The following is a 26,906-nucleotide window of genomic DNA, read 5'->3' on the forward strand; positions in this document are numbered from 1 at the left end:
CTATAAATTTAAAAATCATTGGCAGTAAACATTTTACAACGTACCAATGATTTTTTAATACACACTCATTTCAATTTTAAATTACCTGAAAACCAAACGCATATGGATCATCTTCATCATCAATAATGATGTTATTATATCCGTACACTTTTGCCCAACCCTGAATACTAGGAACAATCGCTTTTATGTTTCCAATGGAAGTTTCTTCTTCCACTCGCCCAATAAATTTGCTTCCTATAAAACTTTCATGAATAAAGTCTTCTCCTTTTTTCAATTTGCCTTTAGCGTGAAGCTGAGCAATTCTGGCTGAAGTTCCTGTTCCGCAAGGCGATCTGTCAATTGCTTTATCACCATAAAAAACAGCATTTCTACCCGAAGAACTAGGATCAAGAGGCTCTCCGGTCCAAAGCATATGTGTGACATCACGAATCGTATCATTTTCGGGATGAATAAATAGATTAGGATATTTTTCATTAATTCGATTTCGAACTACCTGACTGTATTGAACAATTTTAGAAGCTGTAAAATCCTGTACTCCTGAAAAGTTTTTTTGTGGATCTACAATAGCGTAATAATTTCCTCCATAAGCTACATCAAAAACAATTTCGCCTAATTCTGGACAATCTATTGTAAGTCCTTCGGCTGCCAAATAGGATTTGACATTAGTCAAACGAACCCAATCTACTTTTTTCCCGGTTTGTTGGTATTCAATTTGAACCAAACCAGCAGGTGCTTCCATTTTTATTTTCCCTGGATTTTTTGGAATCACCAAACCTTCTTCAATTGCGATGGTTATGGTTCCTATAGTTCCATGTCCACACATAGGTAAACAACCAGAAGTTTCTATAAACAAAATACCAAAATCATTTTCTGGATTACTTGGCGGATACAAAATACTCCCACTCATCATATCATGCCCACGAGGTTCGAACATGAGACCTTTTCGAATCCAATCGTATTCTTTTAAAAAATGTTGGCGTTTTTCACTCATGTTGGCTCCCACTAAATTGGGACCTCCACCAGCGACAACTCGTACTGGGTTCCCACAAGTATGAGCATCTACACAAAAAAATGTTTTTCTTGGCATACTAAATACTATCCTTAGTTATTACATCATTTAATGTTCTGGTAATCGATAAAGGATTTTCATTTTTTAGAGCATCCGGAAGCATCTCGTTTGGCCAACCTTGAAATGATACTGGACGAACCCATCTTTTTACTGCAGTAATCCCTACCGAAGTAAACTTGCTATCTGAAGTAGATGGATAAGGTCCTCCATGTGTCATTGCCGAACAAACCTCAACACCTGTTGGTACACTATTAAAAATTAATCGTCCCACTCTATTTTTTAAAGTATCAATTGTAGTTTTAAAACTTTCTAATTCGGCAACATCAGCATTAAGAATCGTCCCTGTTAATTGCCCTTCTAAATTAGCTAAGATAGTATCTAATTGTTCTTGATTATCACATTTTACAACTATTGAAAAAGGACCAAAAACTTCTTTGTGAAAAGCCTCGTTTTTCAAAAATAAATCACCTGACACTGAAATTAAATTCTGTAAAGCAAAATTCACTTTTACCTCTTTATCCAAATTAGTCAATTGGGTATATCCTTCTTGTGCTAAAATTTCTTTTTTGTGAGACTCGTATAATGCTTTAATGTTAGGGTGTAACATGCAACTTGGTTGGACACCATTAAGTTCTGATGCCAGATTTTCAGCAAAATCATCCAATTCCTTACTTGCTATCCCTAAAATAAGTCCTGGATTAGTACAAAATTGCCCTGTTCCTAATGTTATTGCAGCAGCGTATTTTTGAGCCCATTCTTTATTGGCTTTTTGTAATGCAGAAGGCAAAATGACTACTGGATTGATACTAGACATCTCTGCATATACTGGTATTGGCACTTCTCTCTTGGCAGCAATTTCACAAAGTGCTGTTCCTCCTTTAATACTTCCAGTAAAACCAACAGCTTTAATATCAGGATGTTCAACTAATTTTACGCCAACAGCTATTCCGCTACTGTTCAAATTTGAAAAAACACCATTTGGCATTCCTGTCTTTTGAGCGGCTTTAATTATTGCCGAAGCAACCATTTCAGCTGTTCCAGCATGAAGCGGATGTGACTTTACAATAACGGGACAACCAGCCGCAAGAGCACTTGCTGTATCACCTCCTGCTGTTGAAAAAGCAAGTGGAAAATTACTTGCTCCAAAAACAACTACTGGCCCAATAGGAATCATCATTCGTCGAATATCAACAGTATCACCTACTTTATTGATGATCGCTTCAACCCATGAACCTTCTCTCAGCATGGTAGCAAAAGCTTGTAATTGTACCATTGTTCTGGTTCTTTCACCAGTTGCTCTTCCTGCTGGAAGTCCTGATTCTTTTGTATAAACCTCTAATAAATCATCACCAAGTGCTTCTATTTCTGCTACGATAGCTTCTAAAAATTCTGCTTTTTTTACATCCGAAACAGCACTATATTCATTGAAAGCTTTTTTTGCTAAATCAACAGCTTGATTAATTTCGTCTTCAGTGGCTTCAACAAAAAGTATTGGATTTTCTACATTTTCTACTGGATTTATTGTTCTAAATGTGATTTCCCCTTTAGCGGAAAGCGAGTCTCCAATATAATTTTTTCCAGTAACCATATTTTGTTTTGTATTAGTTTTATAAATTCAAGTAATCAGGCAAAGTAGGTCTTGTTTTTAACGCATTTTCAATAATTAAAAGTACGCGTTCTCTTTCTGTTCCTTGTAATGGTAATCTTGGCGCACGAACAAATTCAGTTCCTAATCCTGTATGCACTTCAGCCAATTTAATATTTTGTACTAATAATGAATTAATATCTAATTCTAATAGAGGTAAAAACCATCTGTAAATTGCTAACGCCTCATCATATCTTTTAGCTTTTGCTAACTTATAAATAGCTACTGTCTCTCTAGGAAATGCATCCACTAAACCAGAGACCCAACCATCTCCTCCCATAAAAAGACTTTCTAATGCTAATGTATCTACACCAGATAGGATTTTAAGACGAGAACCAAAACGATTAATAATTCTAGTTACATTAGAAATATCTCTAGTTGATTCTTTTACTGCTTGAATGTTCTCAAATTTCAACATTTCTTCAAACATATCCAAAGTTACTTCTATTTTATAATCCACTGGATTATTATAAATCATAATAGGTAAAGAAGTACTTTTTGCAACTTCAGAAAAATAAGTCACCGTTTCATGACTAGTTGCATTATAACGCATAGGAGGCAACATCATTAATCCTGAAGCGCCATCTTGTTCCGCTTTATTAGCTGCTATAATTGCCGCACGAGTTGTTTGTTCAGCAATATTCATAATAACAGGGACTTTCCCTTCTACCATTTTTACAGTTTCTCTAACTAACTGTGTCTTTTCTTCTTCTAAAAGAGTACTTGCTTCTCCAAGTGTACCCCCTAATATAATACCACTCACCCCTGCTTCCAGTTGCGCTTTTACATTTACTTCAAACATGTTGAAGTCTAATTTATCATCAGCAGTGAACTTGGTTGTTACCGCTGGCATAACACCCGACCAATTTACTTTCATAAGATATTTACTTTTTTAACAAAATTAAAGCTAATTACAGGAGGGCACTTAGTTATTGTTAACCTCTATTAATACTATATTACCCTTTATATTGCGTAATTATTTTTTTTTGATAATATTTACATAACTAAAATTAATCTATTGAAAGTCCTACCGTTTAAAATACCAAAACCTGAAAAAGAAGCCCTTATTTATCAAGAAGATACAGGGGTATTCTTCTATGATCAACTACATCAACATGAAGAGATACAGATTAGTTATATAGTAGAAGGAAGAGGTACTCTAATCATTGGTGATTCGATTAATGATTTTAAAGAAGATGATATTTTTGTAATAGGGGAAAATATTCCACATGTTTTTAGAACAGATCGAAATTATTCTTCCTCCTCTAAAATGCTCACTCTATTTTTTACAAAAAATTCATTTGGAAAAGATTTTTTCTGTTTAACTGACATGAGTAATGTAGATGATTTTTTTAAAAAATCAGAATACGGAATGAAAGTGTTATCTAAAAAAGAGAAAATTACACTTTTATTCTTAAAATTAGGAAAACAAAATAAAATACAACGTATTTCATCACTTCTAAAAATTTTGAATTACATCATATTTGCCAAAACCAGTCCGCTTTCTTCCTTTGTGAATAGAAAAAAATATACCGAGGATGAAGGTCGACGTATGAATGATGTTTTTGAATATGCTATTAGTTCTTTTGATAAAGTTATTTCTCTGGAAGAAGTTGCAGAAAAAGCCAACATGACAAAAAATGCGTTTTGTAGGTATTTTAAAAAGAGAACAAATAAAACTTTCTTTCAATTTTTAATAGAAATTCGCATTGAGAATGCCTGTAAAATGCTTCATCACAATAAAGATATATCCATTTCTACAATTTCAGAACTGTCTGGATTTCAAGATATAGCAAATTTCAATAGAAAATTTAAAGAATTAAAAGGAATTTCGCCTTCCCAATTTAGGGCTCAGTTTTAGGCACTAATATTTTCCTGTACAATAGCTCTAAAAATTTTGATTTAAAATCCAAAAAAACAAAACTATTAGCTTGCTCAAAAAAACAATTTCCTTTATAAATATCAATAAACCAATTGATTACTGAAAAATTATTCCTTACCTTTATGTAAGCTCAATTTCACCAAAAATCTACTATTAAAACCCAAAAAAACCATGAAACGCATCTTAGTTCCTACCGATTTTTCTTCAAGAGCCGAAAACGCTCTCAAGGTTGCTGCTCAAATTGCTAAAAAAAACAATTTTGAAATTCACCTACTACATATGCTGGAAATTCCCAGTCAAATGAACGATGCTATTACAGGCGCCACTCCCATACCAGAGATCATGCTTTTTATTCAGAAAGCCAAAGAGACCATGCAACAAACTCTAAATAAAAGCTACCTTAAAGACCTAAACATTATCGATGCCATCAAATTAGAAAAAGCTTCTCAAGGAATTTTATCGTATAGTAAAGACAATGCTATAGACTTAATTGTCATGGGGTCCAACGGCGCTTCTGGACTGACTGAGTTTATCATTGGATCTAATACCGAAAAAGTAGTTCGATTATCAACTGCCCCAGTGATTGTTATCAAAGAAGAAATCAACAACTTCGACCCAAAAAACATCGTCTTCGCTTCTGATTTTTCAGAAGAAATAAAAAAACCGTTTCAAAAATTACTCAACTTCAAACAGCTATTCGATGCAAATCTTCAATTGGTTACTATTTGCACGCCAAATAGTTTCAAACCAACAACCTTGGCAAAAAAAATCATGATTGATTTCATAAAAGAATTTAATCTAGACAATTATTCTATTAACATCTACAACGATACTAACGTAGAAAAGGGAATTATACAATTCTCAAATGAAATAAATGCCGACCTAATAAGCCTTTGCACCCATGGCCGTACTGGACTAGCACATTTCTTCACAGGAAGTATTAGTGAAGACCTCGCCAATCATGGAAACAAGCCTTTAATCATTTTCAAAATTTAAGAAAAAGCATAAAAAAAAAGCCTCTCAAATGAGAGGCTTTTTTGTTGGTCCACTAGGACTCGAACCTAGAAAGACGGCACCAAAAACCGTAGTGTTACCATTACACCATGGACCAGCATGTTTTGCTTTACATCACTGTAGTTTTGTTTAGCGAGTGCAAATTTAGAACATTTTTTAGTTTTCACAAATTTTTTTCGATTTTTTTTCAAAAAAAATTCAATAAAAACAGAAGTAATTCATTCTCAAATAATTAAAAAACCAGCTGATTTTGTAGAATTTTTTGTTAATGCCTATATCCTTAAATAAAAAAACATTTTCTTTGTAACTCAAAAAAATTAAACTAAAATTTACTACATGAATAAGGAGTCTTTCAATTTTAAAAAATGGAATACTATTATAGGATGGATTGCATTTGGAATCGCTTTAATAACCTATTCACTTACCGTTGAACCCACAATGAGTTTTTGGGATTGTGGAGAATACATCGCTACAGCCGCAAAGTTAGAAGTAGGTCACCCTCCAGGAGCTCCTTTATTTCAAATGATTGGTGCTTTTTTTGCCATGTTTGCCTCAGATGCGCAACATGTAGCACTAATGGTAAATATGACTTCTGTTTTTTCAAGTGCCTTTACTATTCTTTTTATGTTCTGGTCTTCGACTATGATTTTAAGAAAAATAGTTTCTAGTACCGATGAAACTAACAAAAACAATGATTTTGTTATCCTAGGAAGTTCATTTGTTGGTTCTCTGGCCTATACTTTTTCAGATAGTTTTTGGTTTAATGCAGTTGAAGCCGAAGTTTATGCGATGGCTTCGTTACTTATCGCACTACTATTCTGGTTAGGATTGCGCTGGGAGCAAGACATGGATAAACCAAGAGGAAACAAATGGCTATTAGTAATTTCTCTGGTTGTAGGACTTTCATTTGGAGTTCACTTTATGGCATTACTAACCATTCCTGCAATTGGTTTTTTATATTATTTTAAAAATTACAAAACCGTTACAGTCAAAAACTTCATCATTGCCAATGTAGTAGTCGTTTCGATTTTATTATTCATTTTCAAATTATTGCTTCCGTTAACGATGGCATTTTTTGCAAAAGCAGAAATATTTGCTGTCAACAGCCTTGGTATGCCATTCAATTCAGGAACTATTTTAGCTGCTTTGGCTGTAATTGCTGGTTTTTATTTTGGATTAAAATACACAAAAGAGAAAGGCTTAGTTACTTACAACACGCTTATCCTTTGTGTTTTATTTATTCTTATTGGATTTTCAACCTGGTTGATGTTACCTATTCGTGCTAACGCCAATGTAATTATTAACGAAAACAAACCTTCGGATGCTCGTGAAGTTTTAGCCTATTACAACAGAGAGCAATATGGTTCCAATCCTTTATTTTACGGACCACAATATACTGAAACCTTTGCCGGTTTAGACAAAGACACTCCTTATCTTGACAAAGCACCTAACTACGAAAGAGATTATAAAACAGGAAAATATGTTATTGTAAACAACTATAAAAACGCCGAACAAAACAGTGACAACGCTCACAAGGCGATTTTACCAAGAATGTGGAGCCCAGATCATATTGAAAATTACATCAATTTTACAAATCCGCCTGAGTTTAGAATTAACCCTGATTATCCATACGAAAATGACTTGGCTAATTATGGCGTAGATGCAAGCCAACTTTCGCCAGAAGATTACAACAAAGCCATTGCACAACTAAGAGGTGAAGTTGAAAAAAACGTAGCTGAATTTAGACAAGCCTACGCTCAAAAACAAATTGACAACGAAGGTTTTGTTAAATTCCTACGAAGCTATAGTGATTATTTAATCATTGATAAACCTACCACTACTGACAATCTACGTTTTATGGCCGAATACCAATTTGGTTATATGTACTGGAGATACTTAATGTGGAACTTCGTTGGTCGTCAAAGCGACAATCAAGGTAAATATGACAACCAAGATGGTAACTGGTTAAGTGGAATTTCATTTATTGACGACATGCATTTAGGCTCACAGGACTACTTACCTGCTGACGCCCTAAACAACAAAGGTCGTAATGTGTATTATTTTATTCCTTTTATTTTAGGACTTATAGGTTTAATGTACCATGCAAGCAAAGACTTAAAAAGTTTTTATGTACTATTAGTCTTGTTCCTATTTACTGGGATAGCTTTAAAAATCTACCTGAACGAAAGACCTTTTGAACCTCGCGAAAGAGACTATGCATTAGTGGGCTCGTTTTACGTATTTGCTATTTGGATTGGACTTGGAGTGTATTCCTTGTATGAAAGTGCCAAAAAAAGTCTTTCACCTAAAATTGTAGGCCCCGTAATTGTAGCAGCATCCTTATTAGCAGCTCCAGTAATCATGGCATCTGAAAACTGGGACGATCACGATCGTTCAGGAAAATACACCGCATTAGCAATGGCTAAAGCCTACTTAAGTTCCTGCGATCCAAATGCCATTTTATTTACCATTGGTGACAATGACACCTTTCCATTATGGTACGTACAAGAAATTGAAGGCTACCGTACCGATGTCAAAATTGTCAATACAAGTCTTTTTATGACAGATTGGTACATTGACCAAATGAAAACTAAAACCTACGAATCAGAACCGCTACCTATTTCGTTTACCCACGATCAATATGTAGGAGACAAATTAGATTATGTGGTTAATATTCCAAAAACAAAAAGCCGTTGGAGTGTAAAAGGATTGATGGATTTTATTAAACTTCCTAAATCAACCGTACAAATGCAAAATGGACAAACTATCCATTTTTATCCTACAAACCTTCTAAGAATTCCTGTGGATAAAAACACCATTATCAAAAACAAAATTGCATCTGAAAAAGATTATGATTCTATTGTTCCTTATATTGATATTGACATCAAAGGAGGCGCATTATACAAAAACCGTCTAATGATGCTGGACCTAGTTGCTAATAACAATTGGAAAAGACCTATTTATTTTAGTGGTGGAGCATTTGATGATGAAGAATACCTTTGGATGAAGGATTACCTTCAATTAGACGGTATGGTTTACAAACTAGTTCCTGTAAAAACTACAATTCCAAAAGACGGAAACCCTATGGAAATGGGTAAAATTGACAGTGAAAAAATGTATAATATTATCATGAAATGGGATTGGGGCAACAGTAATGGCGACATCTATCATGATCCTGAAACGCGCCGTGAAAGTATCACTTACAGAACCAATATTTCACGATTAATGTACCAATTAATCCAAGAAGGCAAAATTGATAAAGCTAAAAAAGTAATTGCCTTAGCGATGGATAAAATGCCTGTGGACAAATTTGGATACTACTCTCTACTAGAACCATTTGCCGATGGCTATTATAAAGTAGGCGAAAAAGCAAAAGCACATTCACTTTTAGAAAAACTAGTGGGTAAATACCAAGACAACTTGAATTACTACGGCAAAATGACACCTTCAGATCAATCGAGTCTAGCCATGGATATTGTAACTGATATAGAACGTTATCGTGGATTACTGGAAGTAATGAAGAAAAATAATGATCAAGCACTTTATCAAAAACACCGTGTAGTTTTCAATACATACATCGAAATCTTCAACCGATTTGGCAGAGAAAAAGAATAACTTAAAATATTCCTTTGATTAAAAAAATGTAGCAATTCTAATAAAATAGATTGCTACATTTTTTTTATCTTTAAGTAAACAAGTACAATAAAATGAAACCCTATTGGATTAAAACCCACTTTATCATCAAGAAACTATTTCCAAATCTCATTTGGGACATTCCTAATAAAGAAAAGAAAATCTACTTGACTTTTGATGATGGTCCCACTCCAGAAATAACCCAATGGGTACTCGCCGAATTAGAAAAACACCAAGTAAAGGCTACATTCTTCTGTATAGGTAAAAACATCGCTGCACATCCTGAAATTTTCAATAAAATCATTGAAAAAGGACACAGCATTGGCAATCATACCTACAATCATTTGAATGGATGGAAAACAAAAACTGAACATTATATTGAAAACTCATTGTTATGTGAAAACAACATTTCAAATCTGCAATCTAAAATCTGCAATCTAAAATCTAAACTTTTCCGTCCGCCTTACGGCAAAATAACAGCAGCCCAAACTAAAGAACTAAGACAATTGGGTTATAAAATAATTATGTGGGATGTGCTGAGTGCCGATTTTGACCAAACGATTAGCCCAGAAAAATGTTTAGATAATGTACTGAAAAATACCCAAAGCGGAAGTATCATCGTATTTCACGACAGTGTAAAAGCGTATAAAAATTTAGAATATGTATTGCCTAGAGCCTTGGATTATTTAACCAAAAACAACTATTCTTTCGAAAAATTGTAGTGCTAAATTTGCTCTTGCACAATGCTAATAAGCGAATTAGCATCTAACTCTCCAGATTGTCTCCAAACCATTTGACCGTTTTTGTACACCATCAATGTTGGCAATCCCTTAATTCGTAAGGCTTCGGCTAGTTCTTGATTTTTATCCACATCAATTTTTATCACCTTTGCTTTATCACCTAGAGCAGCAGCAACATCTCTTATTACTTCATGCATAGAAACTGAAGATTCATTCCATTCTGTATAGAAATCTATTAACACTGGAACATGTGCACTTATAAGTTCTCCAAATTTTGACATAAAACCAACGAATTATTTTTTTTAAATCTAAGAAAAAATTCTGTTTCTTATATACAAATGTAGCATTTTTAACGAATTATGCTACTCCATTCCCTTTTTTTAGTTCGATAACTGTAATTTCGGGCATAATGCCTACTCTACCAGGATACGCATGAAAACCAAAACCGCGATTTACATACACATAACGTCCTAAATGCTCATACAAACCTGCCCATTGCGCATATACATATTGTGCCAAACTCCATTTAAAATAACCCGGAATTTCAATCCCAAACTGCATTCCGTGCGTATGACCTGAAAGTGTTAAATGAAAATGTTTCTCATTATTTTTAACCTCGTATTCCCAATGGCTTGGATCATGACTCATCAATATTTTAAACGCGTCTTTAGTCAATCCTTCAGAAGCCTTATTCAAATCACCAGCTTGTTTAAAATTTTTACCCCAGTTCTCCACTCCTACCAAGGCTATTTTGTCCTCTCCTTTTTGAATAAGTCTATGCTCATTCAACAACAACTCAAAACCAATTTGCCCATACAAATCTTTTATTTCTTTGAAATTCTGGTCTTTTTCCGTTTGGGAAGGCCAGGACACATACTCCCCATAGTCATGATTCCCTAAAACAGAATATTTACCATATTCGTGTGCTTTAATTCGGTTAAAAGTTTCAATCCACGGATGCATTTCTTTAGCATGTGTATTCACAATATCACCTGTAAACAAAATTAGATCCGAATTTTGTTCGTTGACCAAATCAATCGCGTAATTAATCTTCTCAGCATCATCAAAACTCCCTGAATGAATATCTGAAATTTGCGTAATCGTAAAGCCATCAAAAGCATCTGGTAAATCCGGGAAAAAGATACGTTGCTTAATGACTTTATAATTGTATTTCCCAACCGTAATTCCGTAAATCAGCGACAAAAAAGGAATCGCAGCCAATCCTAAACCTAGCTGACTAACAAACTTTCGTCTGCTGGGCATAATTTCGTTTCGAGGCACATTGTACAGGGTATAATTGACTAAACTAGTTCCCACACGCACAATATCTTCGGTCAACAAAACAATCGCCAACACAATTTTAGGCACATACACCACCAGCATCAAGCCCATCACAAACATCGTTTGCTTAGTTTGTCCCACCGAGCGGTCAAAACTAAAAAAGCCATACACAATATAAACCAAGATAGCCACACTAATTGCGGCATAACTTATCAAAAACCACCTGTCTTTAAGAATTGTTTTAAAAGCCTGAAAAGCATACAATTCGATGATAAAAAGAAACACTATAAAAAACAACAACCTAAAACCCATTGCAAAATATTTTTACACAAATTAACAACTTCTCTCTCTTACTAAAGAACAACTTAATTAAACTTTAACGGAATCTTTTTATTTTTTGGAGCAGAAAGTTCTCGTATTCAATTATCTCCCCTCCTGCTCTCCGCTATATTCCCGATTAACAAAAACTACGGCAAAAGCCTTGTTTTTTTAAATCGGGAGATGCCGCTTCGATCAGGGCTAATGAGAACTTTTTTATTTTGTAAGAATATTTTAATATATTTGAAAAAATATAATGCGAAATAAAACTTTCGCTTATCTACCTGATTTTGGCTGTATTTGTGAAAGTTTATTGCGTATATTTATGAGTTATAGGGCATTTTAAAAGACGACACAGTGCAAACAAAAAAACATACAGCTTGGAAGAAAAACCGAAAATTTGGTGACGTAATGGGTGGGCGAAAAAGACCCAAACTTGCGGACAAGATTTTCAATAGACAACATAACTTGACAGTCCCACACGAGGGACAAGCAACTCCGATTTTTATTGTTGACAATCCTTCACGTGACTTTTATTTCCCTGTGACAGTGGACGAAGTAAAAGAAATACTAGGACGATTACCCAAAGACCATACAGACCATTTAACCCACATTTGGTTTCAAAAAATTAAAAAGACTGATTATTTGGACGGAAAAACATTTCAAGGTTCTTTTGTTTGTGGAAGTGGAGTATATTTAATCATTCTCAATCCATTCCCGACAGACAACAAAATGAGATTTGGGAAGAACAAGCCACTAACGAAAATCTTAAACTATTACAAAGACTTTACGACAGACTTGAATGAAGACGAAGACGGATGGTATTTAAAATGGACTGAAGAAAAGATTAATCGATATTATTTGGAAAACTTATTAATTCATGAAATCGGACACTCGATTAACAGTTTTTACGAAAGATATTGGAGTAAAGCTACTGAACAAAAAAGAGAAAATTGGGCTGACAATTACGTTGCAGTTTGGGCTGACCAAATAAGAGAAAACTATGAACCGAATGAGAAAAACGCCCTATAACATTGGCTTGTCGCTATGGCGGTTTGGGAATAGATTGAACGACAGAATTTTAAATAAACATTGGAATAGGATTGTGCGGAGTTGCTGAGAAATCGCCACAGCCACAAGCCTCGTCCGTTACCTGCTATTTTGAAGAACATCTCGTAAACCAAACGATTAAAACAAGTCATGAAACTATACAAATCTTTAATATTAACTTTACTTTTATCTGTATTAATTTCTTGTAAATCCAAATCAATGGAAATAGTTTATGAAGCGACTGAACTAAATAAAGCGACTGAACTAAATGAAACTAAACTTTATATACTCAAAAAGCAAACAAAAAATTCTGACTTTGATTATTCGAAATTAGATGATATCGATGACGACTTTGGTTTATTTAAAAAACCAAAAAAAATAATTACAGCTTTTGAGCCTGTAAACGGTAAATATAATTATTATCAATTTATAGCAACGTTCAAAGGAAGTAGCTACAATGATGGTAGCGGTAGTTTAATAAAAGATTTTAATGATATTTTAATCATTAAAACCAATGATGAAAATCAAATAATTGATGCATATCAATATACTTTGGAATGGGCTGAACCACCTTTTCAATATGATGTTTTTAAAAGTTCTGTAAAAAACATAAAACTTACAGACAATTTAGACATCGAAAAACTCAAATTAATGCGAACCAATAATTGGAGTGAAGAAAATAATGAACATAAAGATGGTGGAAAAATTATACTAAAATAAAAAAACAGCAGGTAACAGCGGTAGCTGTTACACAACATCCTCATAAAATTAATTTCGACAAAAAAACATAAAATCAGACCTCTTTTAAAGCGATTTAAAGGAGGTTTATTTTTTAGTCATAATCCTAAAATCTAAAATTAGAATGGGTTATAATCGAGTTTTTGAAGGTGTAAAAATTTACAAAAGCATCGATAAAACGAACCGGATTATCTACTGTAATTTTATCTTCTAAACTACTAAGCTGTAGTTGATGCCGAGAAATTCCTTGGATAGGCTGCATATATAAAAATACGATTTTTCGCTCCAAAAAAGAAATAAAAAACTATATTTGTTTCAAGACTGAGAGGTTTTTTCACAGTCTGACGTTATGCGTCATTTTTGAAACCCAGCATTAATTATGAAATTTATCAAATTAACTTTATTAATTATTCTTTTTTCTTCTTGTTCTGAAAAATTTACAACTCTGGATGAATATTTAAATTTGCCTGTTAAGTTTGCTAAGCAAAAAATATCGTATCCAACTAAAGATTTTTCAATTACAATTCCAAAAAATTGGTTTTGGAAAGTTGAACAATATGACGACAAACAAATATTACTTGGTATTGATGCTGGTCAAACAGACGAAACAACTGGATTCACTAAAATTATTTCCGTTCAAAAATATAAAAGCTTTAAAAACAATGATGATTTAAAAACTGAATTTGAATCTGTTAAACAACTAACTGAAAAGAATTCATCCGAAAAAATTGTCGAAAGTGGAAAATCAAAAAGCACAAAGTTTGAATCATATTTTATACACGTAAAATCAGATAATAAAAAGTCAATTGAAACAATTTCTTTGCTTTTAAAAAGCAAAGAAAACAAAGTGTTTTATATGCTAAATGCTACTTGTCAAATTGAAGATAATTTGGAAACAAATATGAGTATGATGATAAAGTGTCTGAACAGTTTTGAGAAAAATTAAAACGAACGCATAACAGCGGTAGCTGTTGCACAACATCACAAAAAAACTAATTTCGACAAAAAAACATAAAATCAGACCTCTTTTAAAGCGATTTAAAGGAGGTTTATTTTTGACAATGAGTATTGAATTTTAAAAAATGACAACCTTAAAAAAGCCCATTTTAAGCCCTTAACAAAGCTTTTTACAATAAGCGGTATTTCTCCTTCCATTGGATATACAATTCCAGCTTGGGATTTTGATTTTTTGGTGATAACCTTGAGGTATTTCTTCAAGTTGTAGGTTAAACTTGCCATTAACACATGCTTATTGGCGTTTTTGATACCGCGGGTATTCACTCGCTTTAGATTTGTAAAATTAAACCGATAGCGCGGATTTGTAATCCGTGCCCACAACAGTGAGCAAATAAAAAACAAGACTATACCTTAAAGCCCAACGCTACCGCTCAAAATGAAATTCGACGAAGTTAATCCTTGAGTGTAGCAACTTAACCAATCTTTATGGAACAACTTGATGAGATTTCTCCTTCGTCGAAATGACAAGATTAAGGATAACTTCACTAAAAAAAATAATTATTTAAACCAAAAATATGACTAGAGAAGAAGAAATACAGATAAACAAAGTATTAAACAAAGGACAAATTTGGATTAATTTCCCAGTAATGTTTGTCATGTTTGGACTTATGGGACTTAGCTATTATTTAAATAAGTCAGGATTCATTTCAAAACCAATAATGTTGGTTGGATTTGTAATTTCATTTATTTTAGGTTGGCTAGTTTGGTCTTTGTTAATTCCTAAATGGAGAATTTGGGCATTTGAAAAAATTGATGAAAAATTTCATACTATTTTAAAAGAAGAAGCTATAAAAGCAAAACTAATTTGGCCTGACAATCACATTTTTGAAAAAACAGAAATAAGAACTTCAGAACAAAAAACTAAAATTCAAGCTATAAACGATAGAATGAAGGAATTAAATAGTAATCTATAAGCCCAATCTGGCGCTCAATTGCATCGAGTGCCAAAATTCTTAAAAAACTAAACAGAGCGTTTGTAACGCGGTTACAACACAAATTGTTTCTTTTACTCAATATGCATGGAATAACTTAATGAGATTAGCTAAAGCTCAATTCGCTTCGCTCGGGTGCTTCGCTACGCTCGCAAAGACTTGCGAGAGACGGTTCAGATTATTACGAACTTTTAGCTGCGTGAGTGATAGCAGTGGAAAGCCCACAAACAAGTGTAGCGACAGCGCAACTTGTTGAGGACTTGCAACGAATAGCACGACCTAGTTGCTGTATCATTTTTCTAAAACCACTTATCATTCCGCAACGAGGGCACGCCCATAAAAAATCAGTTGTAAAAACCAATCTTTGTAGAGTTACTGGATGAGATTTCTCCTTCGTCGAAATGACAAGATTGTGAAAAGTCTCGAATGACCAAATCAACAATTAGATTAAATGAAGTGTTTTTAAAAAGCTTTGTTTATTTTTACATCCAAATACTATAATTATGTCAGCTCAAAAACGTCTTTTTCTACTCGATGCCTATGCTTTAATTTTTAGAGGTTATTATGCCTTTATTAAAAATCCTAGAATTAATTCTAAGGGCATGGACACTTCGGCCATTATGGGATTTATGAATTCGTTAATGGATGTAATTAAGCGTGAAAAACCAGACCATCTGGCGGTTGCTTTTGACAAAGGCGGTAGTGATTTGCGCAACGAATTGTTCCCAGAATACAAAGCCAATCGCGATGCAACACCGGAAGCGATTAAGATTGCGGTTCCCTATATTCAGGCTTTGCTTAAAGCCATGCACATTCCTATTATTGAAGTGGCAGGTTACGAAGCCGATGATTTGATTGGGACAATTGCCAAACAAGCCGAACAACAAAACTACAAGGTGTACATGGTAACTCCGGATAAGGATTTTGCCCAATTGGTGACCGAAAATATCTTTATGTACAAACCGGCCCGTATGGGTAACGGTATCGAAATCTGGGGAATTCCAGAGGTTTTAGAAAAATTTGAAATTGAAAGACCGGAACAAGTAATTGACTATCTGGGCATGATGGGTGACTCAGCCGATAATATTCCTGGATTGCCGGGTGTGGGTGAAAAAACCGCTAAAAAATTCCTGGCTGAATTTGGTTCGCTGGAAAATCTTTTGGCCAATACACACCAATTAAAAGGTGCTATCAAAACCAAAATTGAAGCCAATGCCGAATTAGGTTTATTGTCTAAAAAATTAGCCACTATCCTATTGGATTGCCCAGTAACATTTGACGAGAAAGACTACGAACTTTCGAAACCGGATGTTGAAAAAACTGATGCTTTGTTCAACGAATTGGAGTTTAGAAGAATGGCAGAACAATTTGATGCTATCTTCAAAAATCCTGCTCCTGCTCAGACTGAAGTACCAGTTGTAGACGAAGCCAAATTATACAAAAAACCGCAGCCCAAAAACGAGGATCAATTTGATTTATTTTCGGCTACTACTCCAGGACAGGATGCTGAAATTGCACACACACAATTTTACAACACACTTGAAAACACGCCACATTCGTACCAAGTGGTTCAAGGTGATTTAGGAATTCGCTTGCTGTTGCAAAATTTACAAAAACAAACTTCCGTATGTTTTGATACCGAAACTACAGGATTGGATGCTTTGCATGCCGAATTGGTAGGTATGTCTTTCTCTTATGAAAAAGGCAAAGGTTTTTATGTTCCGTTTCCAGAAAATCAAGAAGAAGCCCAAACTTTGGCGGAAAAATTCAAACCGTTTTTTGAAAATTCAGAAATTGAAAAAATCGGTCAGAATATCAAATACGATTTAAAAATATTATCGAATTATAATATTAAGGTAGCTGGAAAATTATTTGATACCATGATTGCGCATTATTTGATTAATCCAGATATGCGTCATAACATGGATATTCTGGCAGAGACGTATTTGAAATATTCGCCAAAATCCATCGAAGATTTAATTGGTAAAAAAGGTAAAAACCAAAAATCAATGCGTGATGTCGACCTAGAAGATATCAAGGAATATGCTGCTGAAGATGCTGATGTAACTTTTCAACTGAAAGAATTATTTGCTGTTGAATTAGAAAAAACAGCCACTCAAAAATTATTCGACGAAATCGAAATTCCGCTTGTGCCTGTATTGGCTGCTATGGAAACCGAAGGAATCAAACTGGACGTTCCTTTCCTAAAAGAAATGTCGGTAGAAATGCAAAAAGAGATTAACGCATTCGAACAAAAAATATACGAAACAGCTGGAGAAAAATTTAATCTGGCTTCGCCAAAACAATTGGGTGATATTTTGTTTGACAAATTGAAAATTGGCGGTGCCAAACAAAAGAAAACCAAAACTGGCCAATACGCAACCGGTGAAGAGGTATTAAGTTACTTAGCTAACGAACACGAAATTGTACGTGACATATTAGAATGGCGCCAAATGGTCAAATTACAAAGTACTTATATTGACGCATTACCCAACCAAGTTGATAGCAAAACAGGACGCATCCATACCGATTATATGCAAACCGTTGCCGCAACGGGACGTTTGAGTTCTAATAACCCGAACTTACAAAACATTCCTATCCGTACCGAAAGAGGAAGATTGATTCGTAAGGCCTTTATTGCTCGTGATGAAAATTACACCTTAGTTTCTGCCGATTACTCTCAAATTGAATTGCGTGTCATTGCAGCCTTAAGTGGTGAAGAAAATATGATTAAGGCTTTCCAAAACAACGAAGACATTCACAAATCGACGGCTTCTAAGGTTTTCAATGTGCCTCTGGAAGAAGTAACGCGTGAACAACGTAGCCATGCTAAAACAGTCAACTTCGGAATTATCTACGGGGTTTCGGCATTTGGACTTTCGAATCAAACGAGTTTATCCCGTTCGGAAAGCGCCGATTTGATTGAGGCTTATTATAAAACGTATCCAAGATTGAAGTCTTTCATCACTGAGCAAATTGATTTTGCTCGAGATCATGGTTATGTACAAACCATCTTAGGTCGTCGTCGTTATCTGAAAGATATCAATTCGCAAAACGCTGTAGTAAGAGGTGCCGCTGAACGAAATGCGGTGAATGCTCCTATTCAGGGTTCGGCTGCGGATATTATCAAAATTGCGATGATTAATATTCACAACAAATTAATTTCAGAAAACTGGAAATCAAAAATGTTATTGCAGGTACATGATGAGTTGGTATTTGATGTGCACAACTCGGAATTAGAACGAATCCAACCTATGATTCAACATGAAATGGAAAATGCCTTTAAACTGGATGTCCCTTTTGTAGTGGATTTAGGAATGGGCAAAAACTGGCTGGAAGCGCACTAAGATTTTAGATTGCAGATTGTAGAATTAAGATTTCAGCAGCCTCAAAAAACAAAAAATCCATTTCTTTATTTCTTAGAAATGGATTTTTTTTTGGTTCTAGATGATTCTCTTTCTTTCAGATTCGTTTTAATAACGACGGTTTGGTAAGGTGCTTCGTTTTCTTCATCGGCTTCTAAGCGGTCAATGAGTAATTTGGCCGCTACTTCGCCAATTTCTACGCCGTGTTGACTAACGGTGCTTAAACTTGGCGTTAAACGTCTTGATGCTAAAATTCCATCAGCAAACCCAATGATAGAAAGTTCTTCTGGAATTTTATAGCCTTTTTTAATTGCCACCTTCAAAGCTGCTACTGAATCGCGTTCGTCTAAGGCAAAAACACCATCAATTGTATTGTTTTCAAAAATAGCATCAATTCGTTTTTTCATTTCGTCTTCTGAATTGGTGCGAAGAATGATATCTTCATTAACCGCAATTCCATTATCTGATAAAGCTTTCAAATATCCTTCGGTTCTTAGTTTACCCACACTTAAATCATCTACCGAAGAAATTAGAGCAATATTTTTACAACCGGTATCTATTAAACGTTGGGTTACATTAATTGCCGAATCATAATCATCTACCACCACTTTATCGCATTCAACCTCTTCGGCAATACGATCGAACATGACAATTGGGGTACCTTCATTAATAATATCGGTAAAATGAGAGTAGTCCTGTAATTTTTGGGCCTCTTGTGATACCGATAAAATAAATCCATCAGTAGTACCATTACTCAACATTTCGAGTGTATTGATTTCTTTCACTAAGGATTCATTAGAAATACAGGTAATTACATTATAACCTTTTGCATCGGCTACTTTTTCTATACCACTAAACACTTTGGCAAAAAACGAATTCAAAATATTAGGGATAATAACACCAATCGTTCTCGTTTTTCTGTTTTTTAAGTTTAACCCAATAATATTAGGTTTGTAATTTTTAAGTTTAGCGTACTCCTTAATCTTAACCTTAGTTTGATTACTAATCTCTGGACTATCATTCAGTGCTTTAGAAACTGTAGAAACAGAAACATTGAGTTCTTTGGCAATTTGTTTCAGTGTAGCTTTAACTTTCATATTGAATATATTGTCTTAATTATTTGTTGTTTAGCTTGAAAAATAAAGCAAAAATTTGTTTAAATTCAAGAAACAATGGGCTTTAAAAAGAATAATTTTCACCCTTCCTTCTATATACAGCAAGAATGCAAGGTAATCAAATTATTTTTCAAATCAAATGTAAGATAATTTTAAGACCGAAGCACCAACTCTAATTATAAAAAAGTAGGCCTCTAAAACAAAATAAATATCCAATTGATAATCAGCATAGAAACCAAATAAAATTATTTATTTTTGGATTTGTATTTAAAATAATTAATTGTACTTTTGCAACCCCTTTATTGGGGACGGAATGTTTAATTAAAAAATTTTTATTGTGAACGCATTAAGCTACAAGACAATTTCAGCTACAAAGGCAAACTCTACTAAAGAGTGGATCGTTGTAGATGCAGAGGGTCATAACTTAGGACGTCTTGCTTCTAAAGTCGCTATGATTTTAAGAGGAAAGTACAAGCCAAGCTATACCCCACACGTGGACTGTGGAGATAACGTTATTGTTATCAACGCTGAAAAAATCAACCTTACAGGTAACAAAATGGACGACAAAATTTACATGCGTCACACAGGTTATCCAGGAGGACAAAGAACTTTAACTGCTAAAGTATTGCAAGCTAAAAACCCTGCAGCTCTAGTAGAAAAAGCAGTAAAAGGTATGTTACCTAAAAACAAATTAGGTGCTGAACTTTTCAGAAATTTAAATGTTGTTGTTGGTTCTGAGCACAAACAAGCGGCCCAAAAACCAAGAACTGTTAACCTAAACGATCTTAAGTAATGGGAGTTATTCACAAAATCGGTAGAAGAAAAACCGCTGTTGCACGTGTTTATGTTTCAGAAGGAACAGGAAAAATCACTGTAAACAAAAAAGAATTAGCAACTTATTTCCCAACAGCTACTTTACAATACAAAGTGATGCAACCTTTGTCTATGACAGAAAACGCTGAAAACTTTGACGTAAATGTAAATGTTTACGGAGGTGGAATTACTGGTCAAGCAGAAGCTGTAAGAATGGCAATCGCTCGCGCTATGTGTGAAGCAAACGCTGAAAACAGATCTATCTTAAAACCAGAAGGATTATTAACAAGAGACCCAAGAATGGTTGAGCGTAAGAAATTCGGTCAGAAGAAAGCTCGTAAGAGATTCCAATTCTCTAAACGTTAATATTACCTGTCTTGTACAGATGGTGCAAGACTTTATCAATTATTTATTGAAATTAAAAAACACAGTTATTGTTGCTCTCCTATCGAGGTAGGAAATAGTTTAGCATCTAAATGTATAAAGCCGATCATGTCGCCATTTATACATTGCTAATCAACAGAACGTAAACTAGTACAAAAATGGCAAACAAAGTAGAAGTAAAAGAATTACTAGAAGCAGGTGTTCACTTCGGACACATGACTAGAAAATGGGATCCAAACATGGCTCCTTACATTTATATGGAGCGTAATGGAATTCACATTATCAACCTATATAAAACTGCAGCTAAAATTGAAGAAGCTAACGAAGCTTTGAAAAAAATCGCTGCATCAGGTAGAAAAATCTTATTCGTAGCTACCAAAAAACAAGCAAAAGACATCGTTGCTGAAAAAGCAAAAGCTGCAAACATGCCTTACATCACTGAAAGATGGCCAGGTGGAATGTTAACAAACTTTGTTACTATCCGTAAAGCAGTTAAAAAAATGTCTTCTATTGATAAAATGAAGAAAGATGGTACTTTTAACACGCTATCTAAAAAAGAGCGTTTACAAGTAGATCGTCTTCGTGCTAAATTAGAAAAAAACTTAGGTTCAATCGCTGATATGTCTAGACTTCCAGCTGCATTGTTCGTAGTAGATATCAAAGCTGAGCACATCGCAATAAAAGAAGCACAAAAATTAAACATTCCAGTATTCGCAATGGTTGATACTAACTCTGATCCACGTGAAGTTGATTACGTTATTCCAGCCAATGATGATGCTTCTAAATCAATTGAGAAAATTTTATCTATAGTTACCACTGCAGTTATTGAAGGACTTTCTGAAAGAGGTGCTGAAAAAGAAGTTGCAGAAGAAGCTACTGAAGAAGCTCCAGCTGTTGAAGCTGCTCCAGCTACTGAAGAATAAATCAAATTTTAAATTCCAAATTTTAAATCCCTGTCTGCCGACAGGCTGGCAAATTCCAAAATCAGATTTTTAACTTTCTGATAACTTTGGAATTTGGGATTTGAAGATTGGAATTTTTACTTTTAACATTAAAATAAAAAATACATTATGGCAACAATTACTGCTGCAGACGTAAATAAATTAAGACAAGCTACAGGAGCCGGAATGATGGACTGTAAAAAAGCCTTAGTTGAAGCTGAAGGAGATTTCGACAAAGCAATCGAAAACCTACGTAAAAAAGGACAAAAAGTAGCTGCTAACCGTTCTGACCGTGAGTCTTCTGAAGGAGCTGCTGTTTCTTTTATTAATGCTGACAAAACTAAAGGTGCTATCATCACTTTAAACTGCGAAACTGACTTCGTAGGTAAAAATGAATCTTTCGTTACTTTAGCTAAAGATTTAGTAGAAAGAGCAATCAATTTCTCTTCTAAAGAAGAATTTTTAGCTTCTGATTTCAACGGAATCACTGTTGCTGAGAAATTAATCGAGCAAACAGGTGTTATCGGTGAGAAAATCGAAATCGGTGGTTTTGAAATCTTAGAAGGTGCTTTCGTTGGATCTTATGTTCACGTAAACAAAATCGCTGCTTTAACAGCTATTTCTGCTCCAATTGCTAACGCTGAGACATTAACTAAAGATATCTCTATGCAAGTTGCTTCTATGGGAGCTGACACATTATCTTACAAAGATTTCGATCCTGCTTTCATCGCTTCTGAACTTGAGGCTCGTATTGCTGTAATCGAAAAAGAAAATGAAGAAGCTGCTCGTTTAGGAAAAACATTGAAAAATGTTCCTAAATACATCTCTTACGCTCAATTAACTGAAGAAGTATTGAAACAAGCAGAAGAAGATGCTAAAGCTGAATTAAAAGCAGAAGGAAAACCAGAACAAATCTGGGATAAAATCATCCCTGGAAAAGTACAACGTTTTATTTCTGACAACACTACTTTAGATCAAGAGAAAGCTCTTTTAGATCAAAACTTCATCAAAGATGACAGTAAAAAAGTGGGTGACTATGTTAAAGGATTCAATGTTGAAATCTCAGGTTTCAAAAGAGTTACTTTAGGATAATCCAAACTGTATTCTGAAATATAAAAAGGCGATTTGAATTTCAAATCGCCTTTTATTTTTTTCGCAATGTAGACTCTCTTACAATTACTTGAGTAGCTAACTCTACAATTCTTGGTTCAAAGCCTTTTCCTTTCTTACGTTGCACAATTTCTTCTAACAACAAATTAAAAGCTGCCACACCCATTTCATAACTAGGCTGATCAACCGTACTTAATTTTGGCGTAATAACCTGAGAAACCAACCAATTACTAAATCCAATAACAGCAATATCTTCTGGGACTCTTATTCCTTTTTCATTAAAATGAGCCAAAACACCCACAGCAACTAAATCAGTTATAACAAATATACCATCAATCCCCTTGTCCTCTTCCAGGATTTGCTTTGCAAATTCTACTCCCTGCTCAAAAGTAATCTCCTTACAAGGATAAACTAATTTTGGATCAAAAGGAATTCCGTTTTTTTCCAAAGCTGTTTTATAACCCATAAAACGATCAATAGCATTTTGTGGATTTTCTAATCCCCTTATGTGAGCAATCTTCTTACAGCCCATATCAATTAAATGCTGTACAGCTTCTTGAGCTGCTTTACGGTCATTAATAATTACTTTTGAACTTGGAATCAATTTAGCTATTTTATCAAATTGAACAAAGGGTATTTCCTTATCAATAATATCAATAATATGAGGATCATTATTAGACTCGTTAGAAAGTGACATAATAATTCCGTCGACTCTCTTACTCAATAAAAGAGCAACTTGCTTCATTTCAAGTTCTAAAGATTCATTGGATTGCAAAATAATAACCAAATAACCATTCTTTTCCGCTTCGGCAATGATTCCATTAACAACACCTGAAAAAAAGTGATGCACAACTTCAGGAATAATAAGCCCAATTGTCTTAGACTCTTTCGTTCTCAAGTTAACCGCAAAACTATTAGGCGTATAATGCAAATCTTGCGCTAAAGTAAGAACGGCTTTCCTCGTTTTCTCACTAACATCAGGATAATTCTTCAGTGCTTTTGACACTGTAGTAATCGATATTCCTAAAATATCTGCTATTTCTTTTAATGTCGTTTCTTTCATAAAAACAAATATCGAAAAAAAAACTTATAAAATCGAAAACGTTTTCGGTTAAATCGAAAACGTTTTCGAATAAATATTATGCATTTATTTTATTTAATAAATATACATTTGATAAAAAATAACCTGTTAAATTATTAACCCAACAATTAATAACCATGAAAACAAAACAATCATTCTTACAAAAAATGGGAATAGTAGTAGCTTTAATGCTATTTAACATTTCATTTTCACAAAATGCTACATTAAGTGGAACTGTTTCGGATGCTTCAGGAAACCCATTACCTGGAGTTAATGTTGCTATAAAAAATTCTCAAAAAGCCGTTGCAACAGATATGGATGGAAAATATTCATTTTCTAACCTAAAAAATGGAACTGTAAGTCTTATAGCTACCTATATCGGTTTTAAATCAGTAGAATTAAGTGTCGCAATTAAAGACAATACGGTTCAAAACATAACATTAGCAGAGGATGCCAATGTTTTAGAAGATGTGGTAGTAACTGGGGTTGTTAATCCTAAAGCTAAAATCAAGTCAAGTGTTTCGATAACAACATTGGGCACGGAGCAAATAACACAATCGGCTCCAAGATCTACAGCCGAAATATTCAGAACTATCCCTGGAGTTCGTTCAGAGTCTTCTGGGGGAGAAGGTAATTCAAATATTTCAGTTCGTGGGGTACCTATTTCATCAGGTGGATCGAAATATTTACAATTGCAAGAAGATGGATTACCAGTATTATTATTTGGTGATATAGCATTTGCTACAGCAGATATATTTACAAGATTTGACGGAAATATAGCAAAAGTAGAGGCTATCCGTGGAGGTTCGGCATCAACTTTATCTTCTAACTCTCCTGGGGGTATCATCAACTTTATTAGTAAAACCGGAAAAACCGAAGGTGGAAACATGAGCACTACATTTGGTTTAGATTATGGAAATTTCCGTACTGATTTAGATTATGGTGGAAAAATTGGAGATGGTTTATACTTCCACGTTGGTGGTTTTTATAGAACTGGCGAAGGCGTAAGAAAAACAGGTTTCAACAGTAATAATGGTGGTCAGTTTAAATTTAACATCACTAAAGAATTTGAAAACGGTTCTGTTACTGTTTATGCTAAATTCTTAAATGATAGAGCTGCAGCCTATATGCCAATGCCAGTTGCTGTATCTGGAACAAATGCTAATCCAAATTGGAAAAGTGTAGACGGATACGACGCTACAACAGGATCTTTACAGTCAATATATCTAACACATAGTTTAGGATTAGGACCTGAAGGAAATGTTCGTAGAGAAGCTGTAGCCAATGGAATGCACCCTATTTCAAAATCAATTGGAGCAAACGCTGCCTTTGATTTAAATGGTGGTTGGAAAATCACTGACAACATCCGTTTCACCTCTAATTCAGGTGGATTTATTTCTCCATTCCCTGCACAATTAGCTACTGCAGCAACTATTGCAAATTCTTTCGGAACAGGTTCTAGTTTAGTATATGCCGATAATGGAGCTGCATTTAATAATCCAAACGGATTGGTAGCAAGAATTCACATGTTTGACACTCAATTAAACAACATGGGTAATTTCATGAACGATTTGAGATTGACTAAAAAATTTGATGGTGTTGGAGTTACAGCTGGATTATTTAAATCAATGCAAAATATCTCGATGTCTTGGTTATGGAATTCTTACTTACAAGAAGTTTCAGACAACAATCCTCGCTTAATTGATGTTAAAAATGCCGGAGGCGCTTTATTATCTGAAAATGGTTTGTATGCTTATGGAACACCATTCTGGGGAAATCTTGCTAGAAACTACGACACACAATACAACGTATCAGCACCTTACGTAAATATTTCAGTTGATGCTTCTGATAAGTTATCATTTGAAGGTGGATTACGTTATGACAAAGGAAAAGTAACGGGTTCATTTGCAGGAGGAGTTGCAACTACTTATGATATTAATAATGACGGAAACATATCTGTACCTGAGCAAAATGTATTTGCTGTGGATAATGCTAATGCAACTGCTGTAAATTACGATTATGATTATTATTCTTATACAGTAGGAGCTAACTTCTTAATAAACAACAAACAATCTGTTTTTGGAAGATTCAGTAGAGGTGCTTCTGCAAAAGCGGATAGAATTTTATTTAGCGGTCTTGATTATTTAAATGGAGACAAAATCAATGCATTAGATTTCTTGAAACAAGCCGAAATTGGATACAAACAAAAATTCAACAAAGGATATTTCTACGCAACGGCTTTCCATTCTAAAACTGACGAACAAGGCGGATATGAAGCTACATCTAACAGTATTATCCAAAACAACTATAAATCGTTAGGATTAGAGTTAGAATCAGCATATGACTTAAATGACAATTTAAACTTAAGAGGATCATTAACCTATACAAAAGCAGAAATCACTTCTGGTGGCAACAATGGAAACCAACCAAGAAGACAACCAAAATTGATGTATAGCTTTATTCCAACTTACAAATTCATGAATAACAAAAATACTTTAGGTCTAAGTTTCGTTGGACAATCTAAAGCTTATGCACAAGATTCAAATCAATTAGTAATGGATGGATTTGTAATTGTTAATGGATTTGTAGAAGTAGGTATCGCAAAAGGATTATCATTAAATATTTCAGGAAACAATTTATTCAACACCTTAGCTATTACTGAAGCCGAAGAAGGAAGTATTACTGAAAACAACGTAAACTTTGTAAGAGCAAGATCAATGACAGGTAGATCAATTTCTATGGCATTGGCTTATAAATTCTAAAATTAGATTATTTTCA

Annotated in this window: 21 protein-coding genes and 1 tRNA gene; 14 read left to right on the forward strand and 8 right to left on the reverse strand. The window is 34.2% G+C overall.

Annotated features, from left to right (window positions below):
• Positions 1–76: 76 nt before the first annotated feature.
• The 3 genes from ACFPTQ_RS00910 to ACFPTQ_RS00920 are packed head-to-tail and all read right to left on the reverse strand — an operon-like array spanning position 77 to position 3,591.
• A complete protein-coding gene (locus ACFPTQ_RS00910) occupies positions 77–1,087 on the reverse strand; it encodes a 4-hydroxyproline epimerase (protein ID WP_379772712.1) in 1,011 nt (336 codons plus the stop codon).
• Position 1,088: 1 nt separating this feature from the next.
• Entirely contained in the window at positions 1,089–2,657 is a 1,569-nt protein-coding gene (locus ACFPTQ_RS00915) for an aldehyde dehydrogenase (NADP(+)) (protein WP_379772714.1), read from the reverse strand.
• A gap of 19 nt (positions 2,658–2,676) precedes the next feature.
• Positions 2,677–3,591: a dihydrodipicolinate synthase family protein gene (locus tag ACFPTQ_RS00920; RefSeq protein WP_379772716.1), complete on the reverse strand. Its 915-nt coding sequence runs from the start codon at positions 3,589–3,591 to the stop codon at positions 2,677–2,679.
• 141 nt (positions 3,592–3,732) lie between these two features.
• On the opposite strand from ACFPTQ_RS00920, the gene ACFPTQ_RS00925 reads away from it, so the two are divergent.
• Together ACFPTQ_RS00925 and ACFPTQ_RS00930 are read left to right on the forward strand one after the other, a co-directional pair.
• Positions 3,733–4,575, forward strand: coding sequence for an AraC family transcriptional regulator (locus tag ACFPTQ_RS00925; RefSeq protein WP_379772719.1), 843 nt, complete (start codon positions 3,733–3,735; stop codon positions 4,573–4,575).
• Positions 4,576–4,767: 192 nt separating this feature from the next.
• Entirely contained in the window at positions 4,768–5,592 is an 825-nt protein-coding gene (locus tag ACFPTQ_RS00930; protein WP_379772721.1) for a universal stress protein, read from the forward strand.
• Positions 5,593–5,636: 44 nt separating this feature from the next.
• Here ACFPTQ_RS00930 and ACFPTQ_RS00935 read toward each other — a convergent pair.
• A tRNA-Gln gene (locus ACFPTQ_RS00935) sits at positions 5,637–5,707 on the reverse strand.
• Between the two features lie 239 nt (positions 5,708–5,946).
• On the opposite strand from ACFPTQ_RS00935, the gene ACFPTQ_RS00940 reads away from it, so the two are divergent.
• Together ACFPTQ_RS00940 and ACFPTQ_RS00945 are read left to right on the forward strand one after the other, a co-directional pair.
• Positions 5,947–9,225, forward strand: a complete 3,279-nt coding sequence (locus tag ACFPTQ_RS00940; RefSeq protein ID WP_379772723.1) for a DUF2723 domain-containing protein — start codon at positions 5,947–5,949, stop codon at positions 9,223–9,225.
• Between the two features lie 92 nt (positions 9,226–9,317).
• On the forward strand, positions 9,318–9,965 hold the full coding sequence (locus ACFPTQ_RS00945; RefSeq protein WP_379772726.1) for a polysaccharide deacetylase family protein: 648 nt from the start codon (positions 9,318–9,320) through the stop codon (positions 9,963–9,965).
• 2 nt (positions 9,966–9,967) lie between these two features.
• On the opposite strand, the gene ACFPTQ_RS00950 is transcribed toward ACFPTQ_RS00945, so the two are convergent.
• Both ACFPTQ_RS00950 and ACFPTQ_RS00955 read right to left on the reverse strand, forming a co-directional pair.
• Positions 9,968–10,264, reverse strand: a complete 297-nt coding sequence (locus ACFPTQ_RS00950; RefSeq protein WP_278034771.1) for a thioredoxin family protein — start codon at positions 10,262–10,264, stop codon at positions 9,968–9,970.
• 76 nt (positions 10,265–10,340) lie between these two features.
• Positions 10,341–11,576: a metallophosphoesterase gene (locus ACFPTQ_RS00955; protein ID WP_379772729.1), complete on the reverse strand. Its 1,236-nt coding sequence runs from the start codon at positions 11,574–11,576 to the stop codon at positions 10,341–10,343.
• A 363-nt stretch (positions 11,577–11,939) separates the two neighbouring features.
• On the opposite strand from ACFPTQ_RS00955, the gene ACFPTQ_RS00960 reads away from it, so the two are divergent.
• From ACFPTQ_RS00960 to polA, 5 genes are all read left to right on the forward strand, one after another.
• A complete protein-coding gene (locus tag ACFPTQ_RS00960; RefSeq protein ID WP_379772732.1) occupies positions 11,940–12,614 on the forward strand; it encodes a hypothetical protein in 675 nt (224 codons plus the stop codon).
• A gap of 237 nt (positions 12,615–12,851) precedes the next feature.
• On the forward strand, positions 12,852–13,352 hold the full coding sequence (locus ACFPTQ_RS00965; RefSeq protein WP_379772734.1) for a hypothetical protein: 501 nt from the start codon (positions 12,852–12,854) through the stop codon (positions 13,350–13,352).
• Positions 13,353–13,749: 397 nt separating this feature from the next.
• On the forward strand, positions 13,750–14,316 hold the full coding sequence (locus tag ACFPTQ_RS00970) for a hypothetical protein (RefSeq protein ID WP_379772737.1): 567 nt from the start codon (positions 13,750–13,752) through the stop codon (positions 14,314–14,316).
• Positions 14,317–14,902: 586 nt separating this feature from the next.
• On the forward strand, positions 14,903–15,301 hold the full coding sequence (locus tag ACFPTQ_RS00975; RefSeq protein ID WP_379772740.1) for a hypothetical protein: 399 nt from the start codon (positions 14,903–14,905) through the stop codon (positions 15,299–15,301).
• Positions 15,302–15,822: 521 nt separating this feature from the next.
• Positions 15,823–18,666, forward strand: a complete 2,844-nt coding sequence (gene polA / locus ACFPTQ_RS00980) for a DNA polymerase I (RefSeq protein WP_379772742.1) — start codon at positions 15,823–15,825, stop codon at positions 18,664–18,666.
• Between the two features lie 65 nt (positions 18,667–18,731).
• Here the strand turns inward: polA and ACFPTQ_RS00985 are convergent, their stop codons facing one another.
• On the reverse strand, positions 18,732–19,781 hold the full coding sequence (locus ACFPTQ_RS00985; protein WP_379772744.1) for a LacI family DNA-binding transcriptional regulator: 1,050 nt from the start codon (positions 19,779–19,781) through the stop codon (positions 18,732–18,734).
• Positions 19,782–20,136: 355 nt separating this feature from the next.
• On the opposite strand from ACFPTQ_RS00985, the gene rplM reads away from it, so the two are divergent.
• The 4 genes from rplM to tsf all read left to right on the forward strand — a co-directional run bounded on the left by rplM (position 20,137) and on the right by tsf (position 23,029).
• Positions 20,137–20,592, forward strand: a complete 456-nt coding sequence (gene rplM / locus ACFPTQ_RS00990; RefSeq protein WP_278034760.1) for a 50S ribosomal protein L13 — start codon at positions 20,137–20,139, stop codon at positions 20,590–20,592.
• On the forward strand, positions 20,592–20,978 hold the full coding sequence (rpsI, locus tag ACFPTQ_RS00995) for a 30S ribosomal protein S9 (protein WP_278034759.1): 387 nt from the start codon (positions 20,592–20,594) through the stop codon (positions 20,976–20,978). The genes rplM and rpsI overlap by 1 nt, the downstream gene beginning before the upstream one ends.
• Positions 20,979–21,154: 176 nt before the next feature.
• Positions 21,155–21,919, forward strand: a complete 765-nt coding sequence (gene rpsB, locus ACFPTQ_RS01000; RefSeq protein WP_278034758.1) for a 30S ribosomal protein S2 — start codon at positions 21,155–21,157, stop codon at positions 21,917–21,919.
• A gap of 147 nt (positions 21,920–22,066) precedes the next feature.
• The gene (tsf, locus tag ACFPTQ_RS01005) at positions 22,067–23,029 is read left to right on the forward strand and encodes a translation elongation factor Ts (RefSeq protein ID WP_278034757.1); all 963 of its coding nucleotides are present in this window, start codon (positions 22,067–22,069) and stop codon (positions 23,027–23,029) included.
• 52 nt (positions 23,030–23,081) lie between these two features.
• On the opposite strand, the gene ACFPTQ_RS01010 is transcribed toward tsf, so the two are convergent.
• Complete coding sequence (locus ACFPTQ_RS01010) at positions 23,082–24,110, reverse strand: LacI family DNA-binding transcriptional regulator (RefSeq protein ID WP_379772749.1); 1,029 nt, start codon at positions 24,108–24,110, stop codon at positions 23,082–23,084.
• 155 nt (positions 24,111–24,265) lie between these two features.
• On the opposite strand from ACFPTQ_RS01010, the gene ACFPTQ_RS01015 reads away from it, so the two are divergent.
• Positions 24,266–26,890 carry a TonB-dependent receptor domain-containing protein gene (locus ACFPTQ_RS01015; protein ID WP_379772752.1) on the forward strand — a complete coding sequence of 875 codons (2,625 nt, stop codon included), beginning with the start codon at positions 24,266–24,268 and terminating at the stop codon, positions 26,888–26,890.
• Positions 26,891–26,906: the final 16 nt, after the last annotated feature.

This window comes from Flavobacterium sp. GCM10022190, assembly GCF_042656445.1.
Lineage (GTDB): Bacteria > Bacteroidota > Bacteroidia > Flavobacteriales > Flavobacteriaceae > Flavobacterium > Flavobacterium nitratireducens.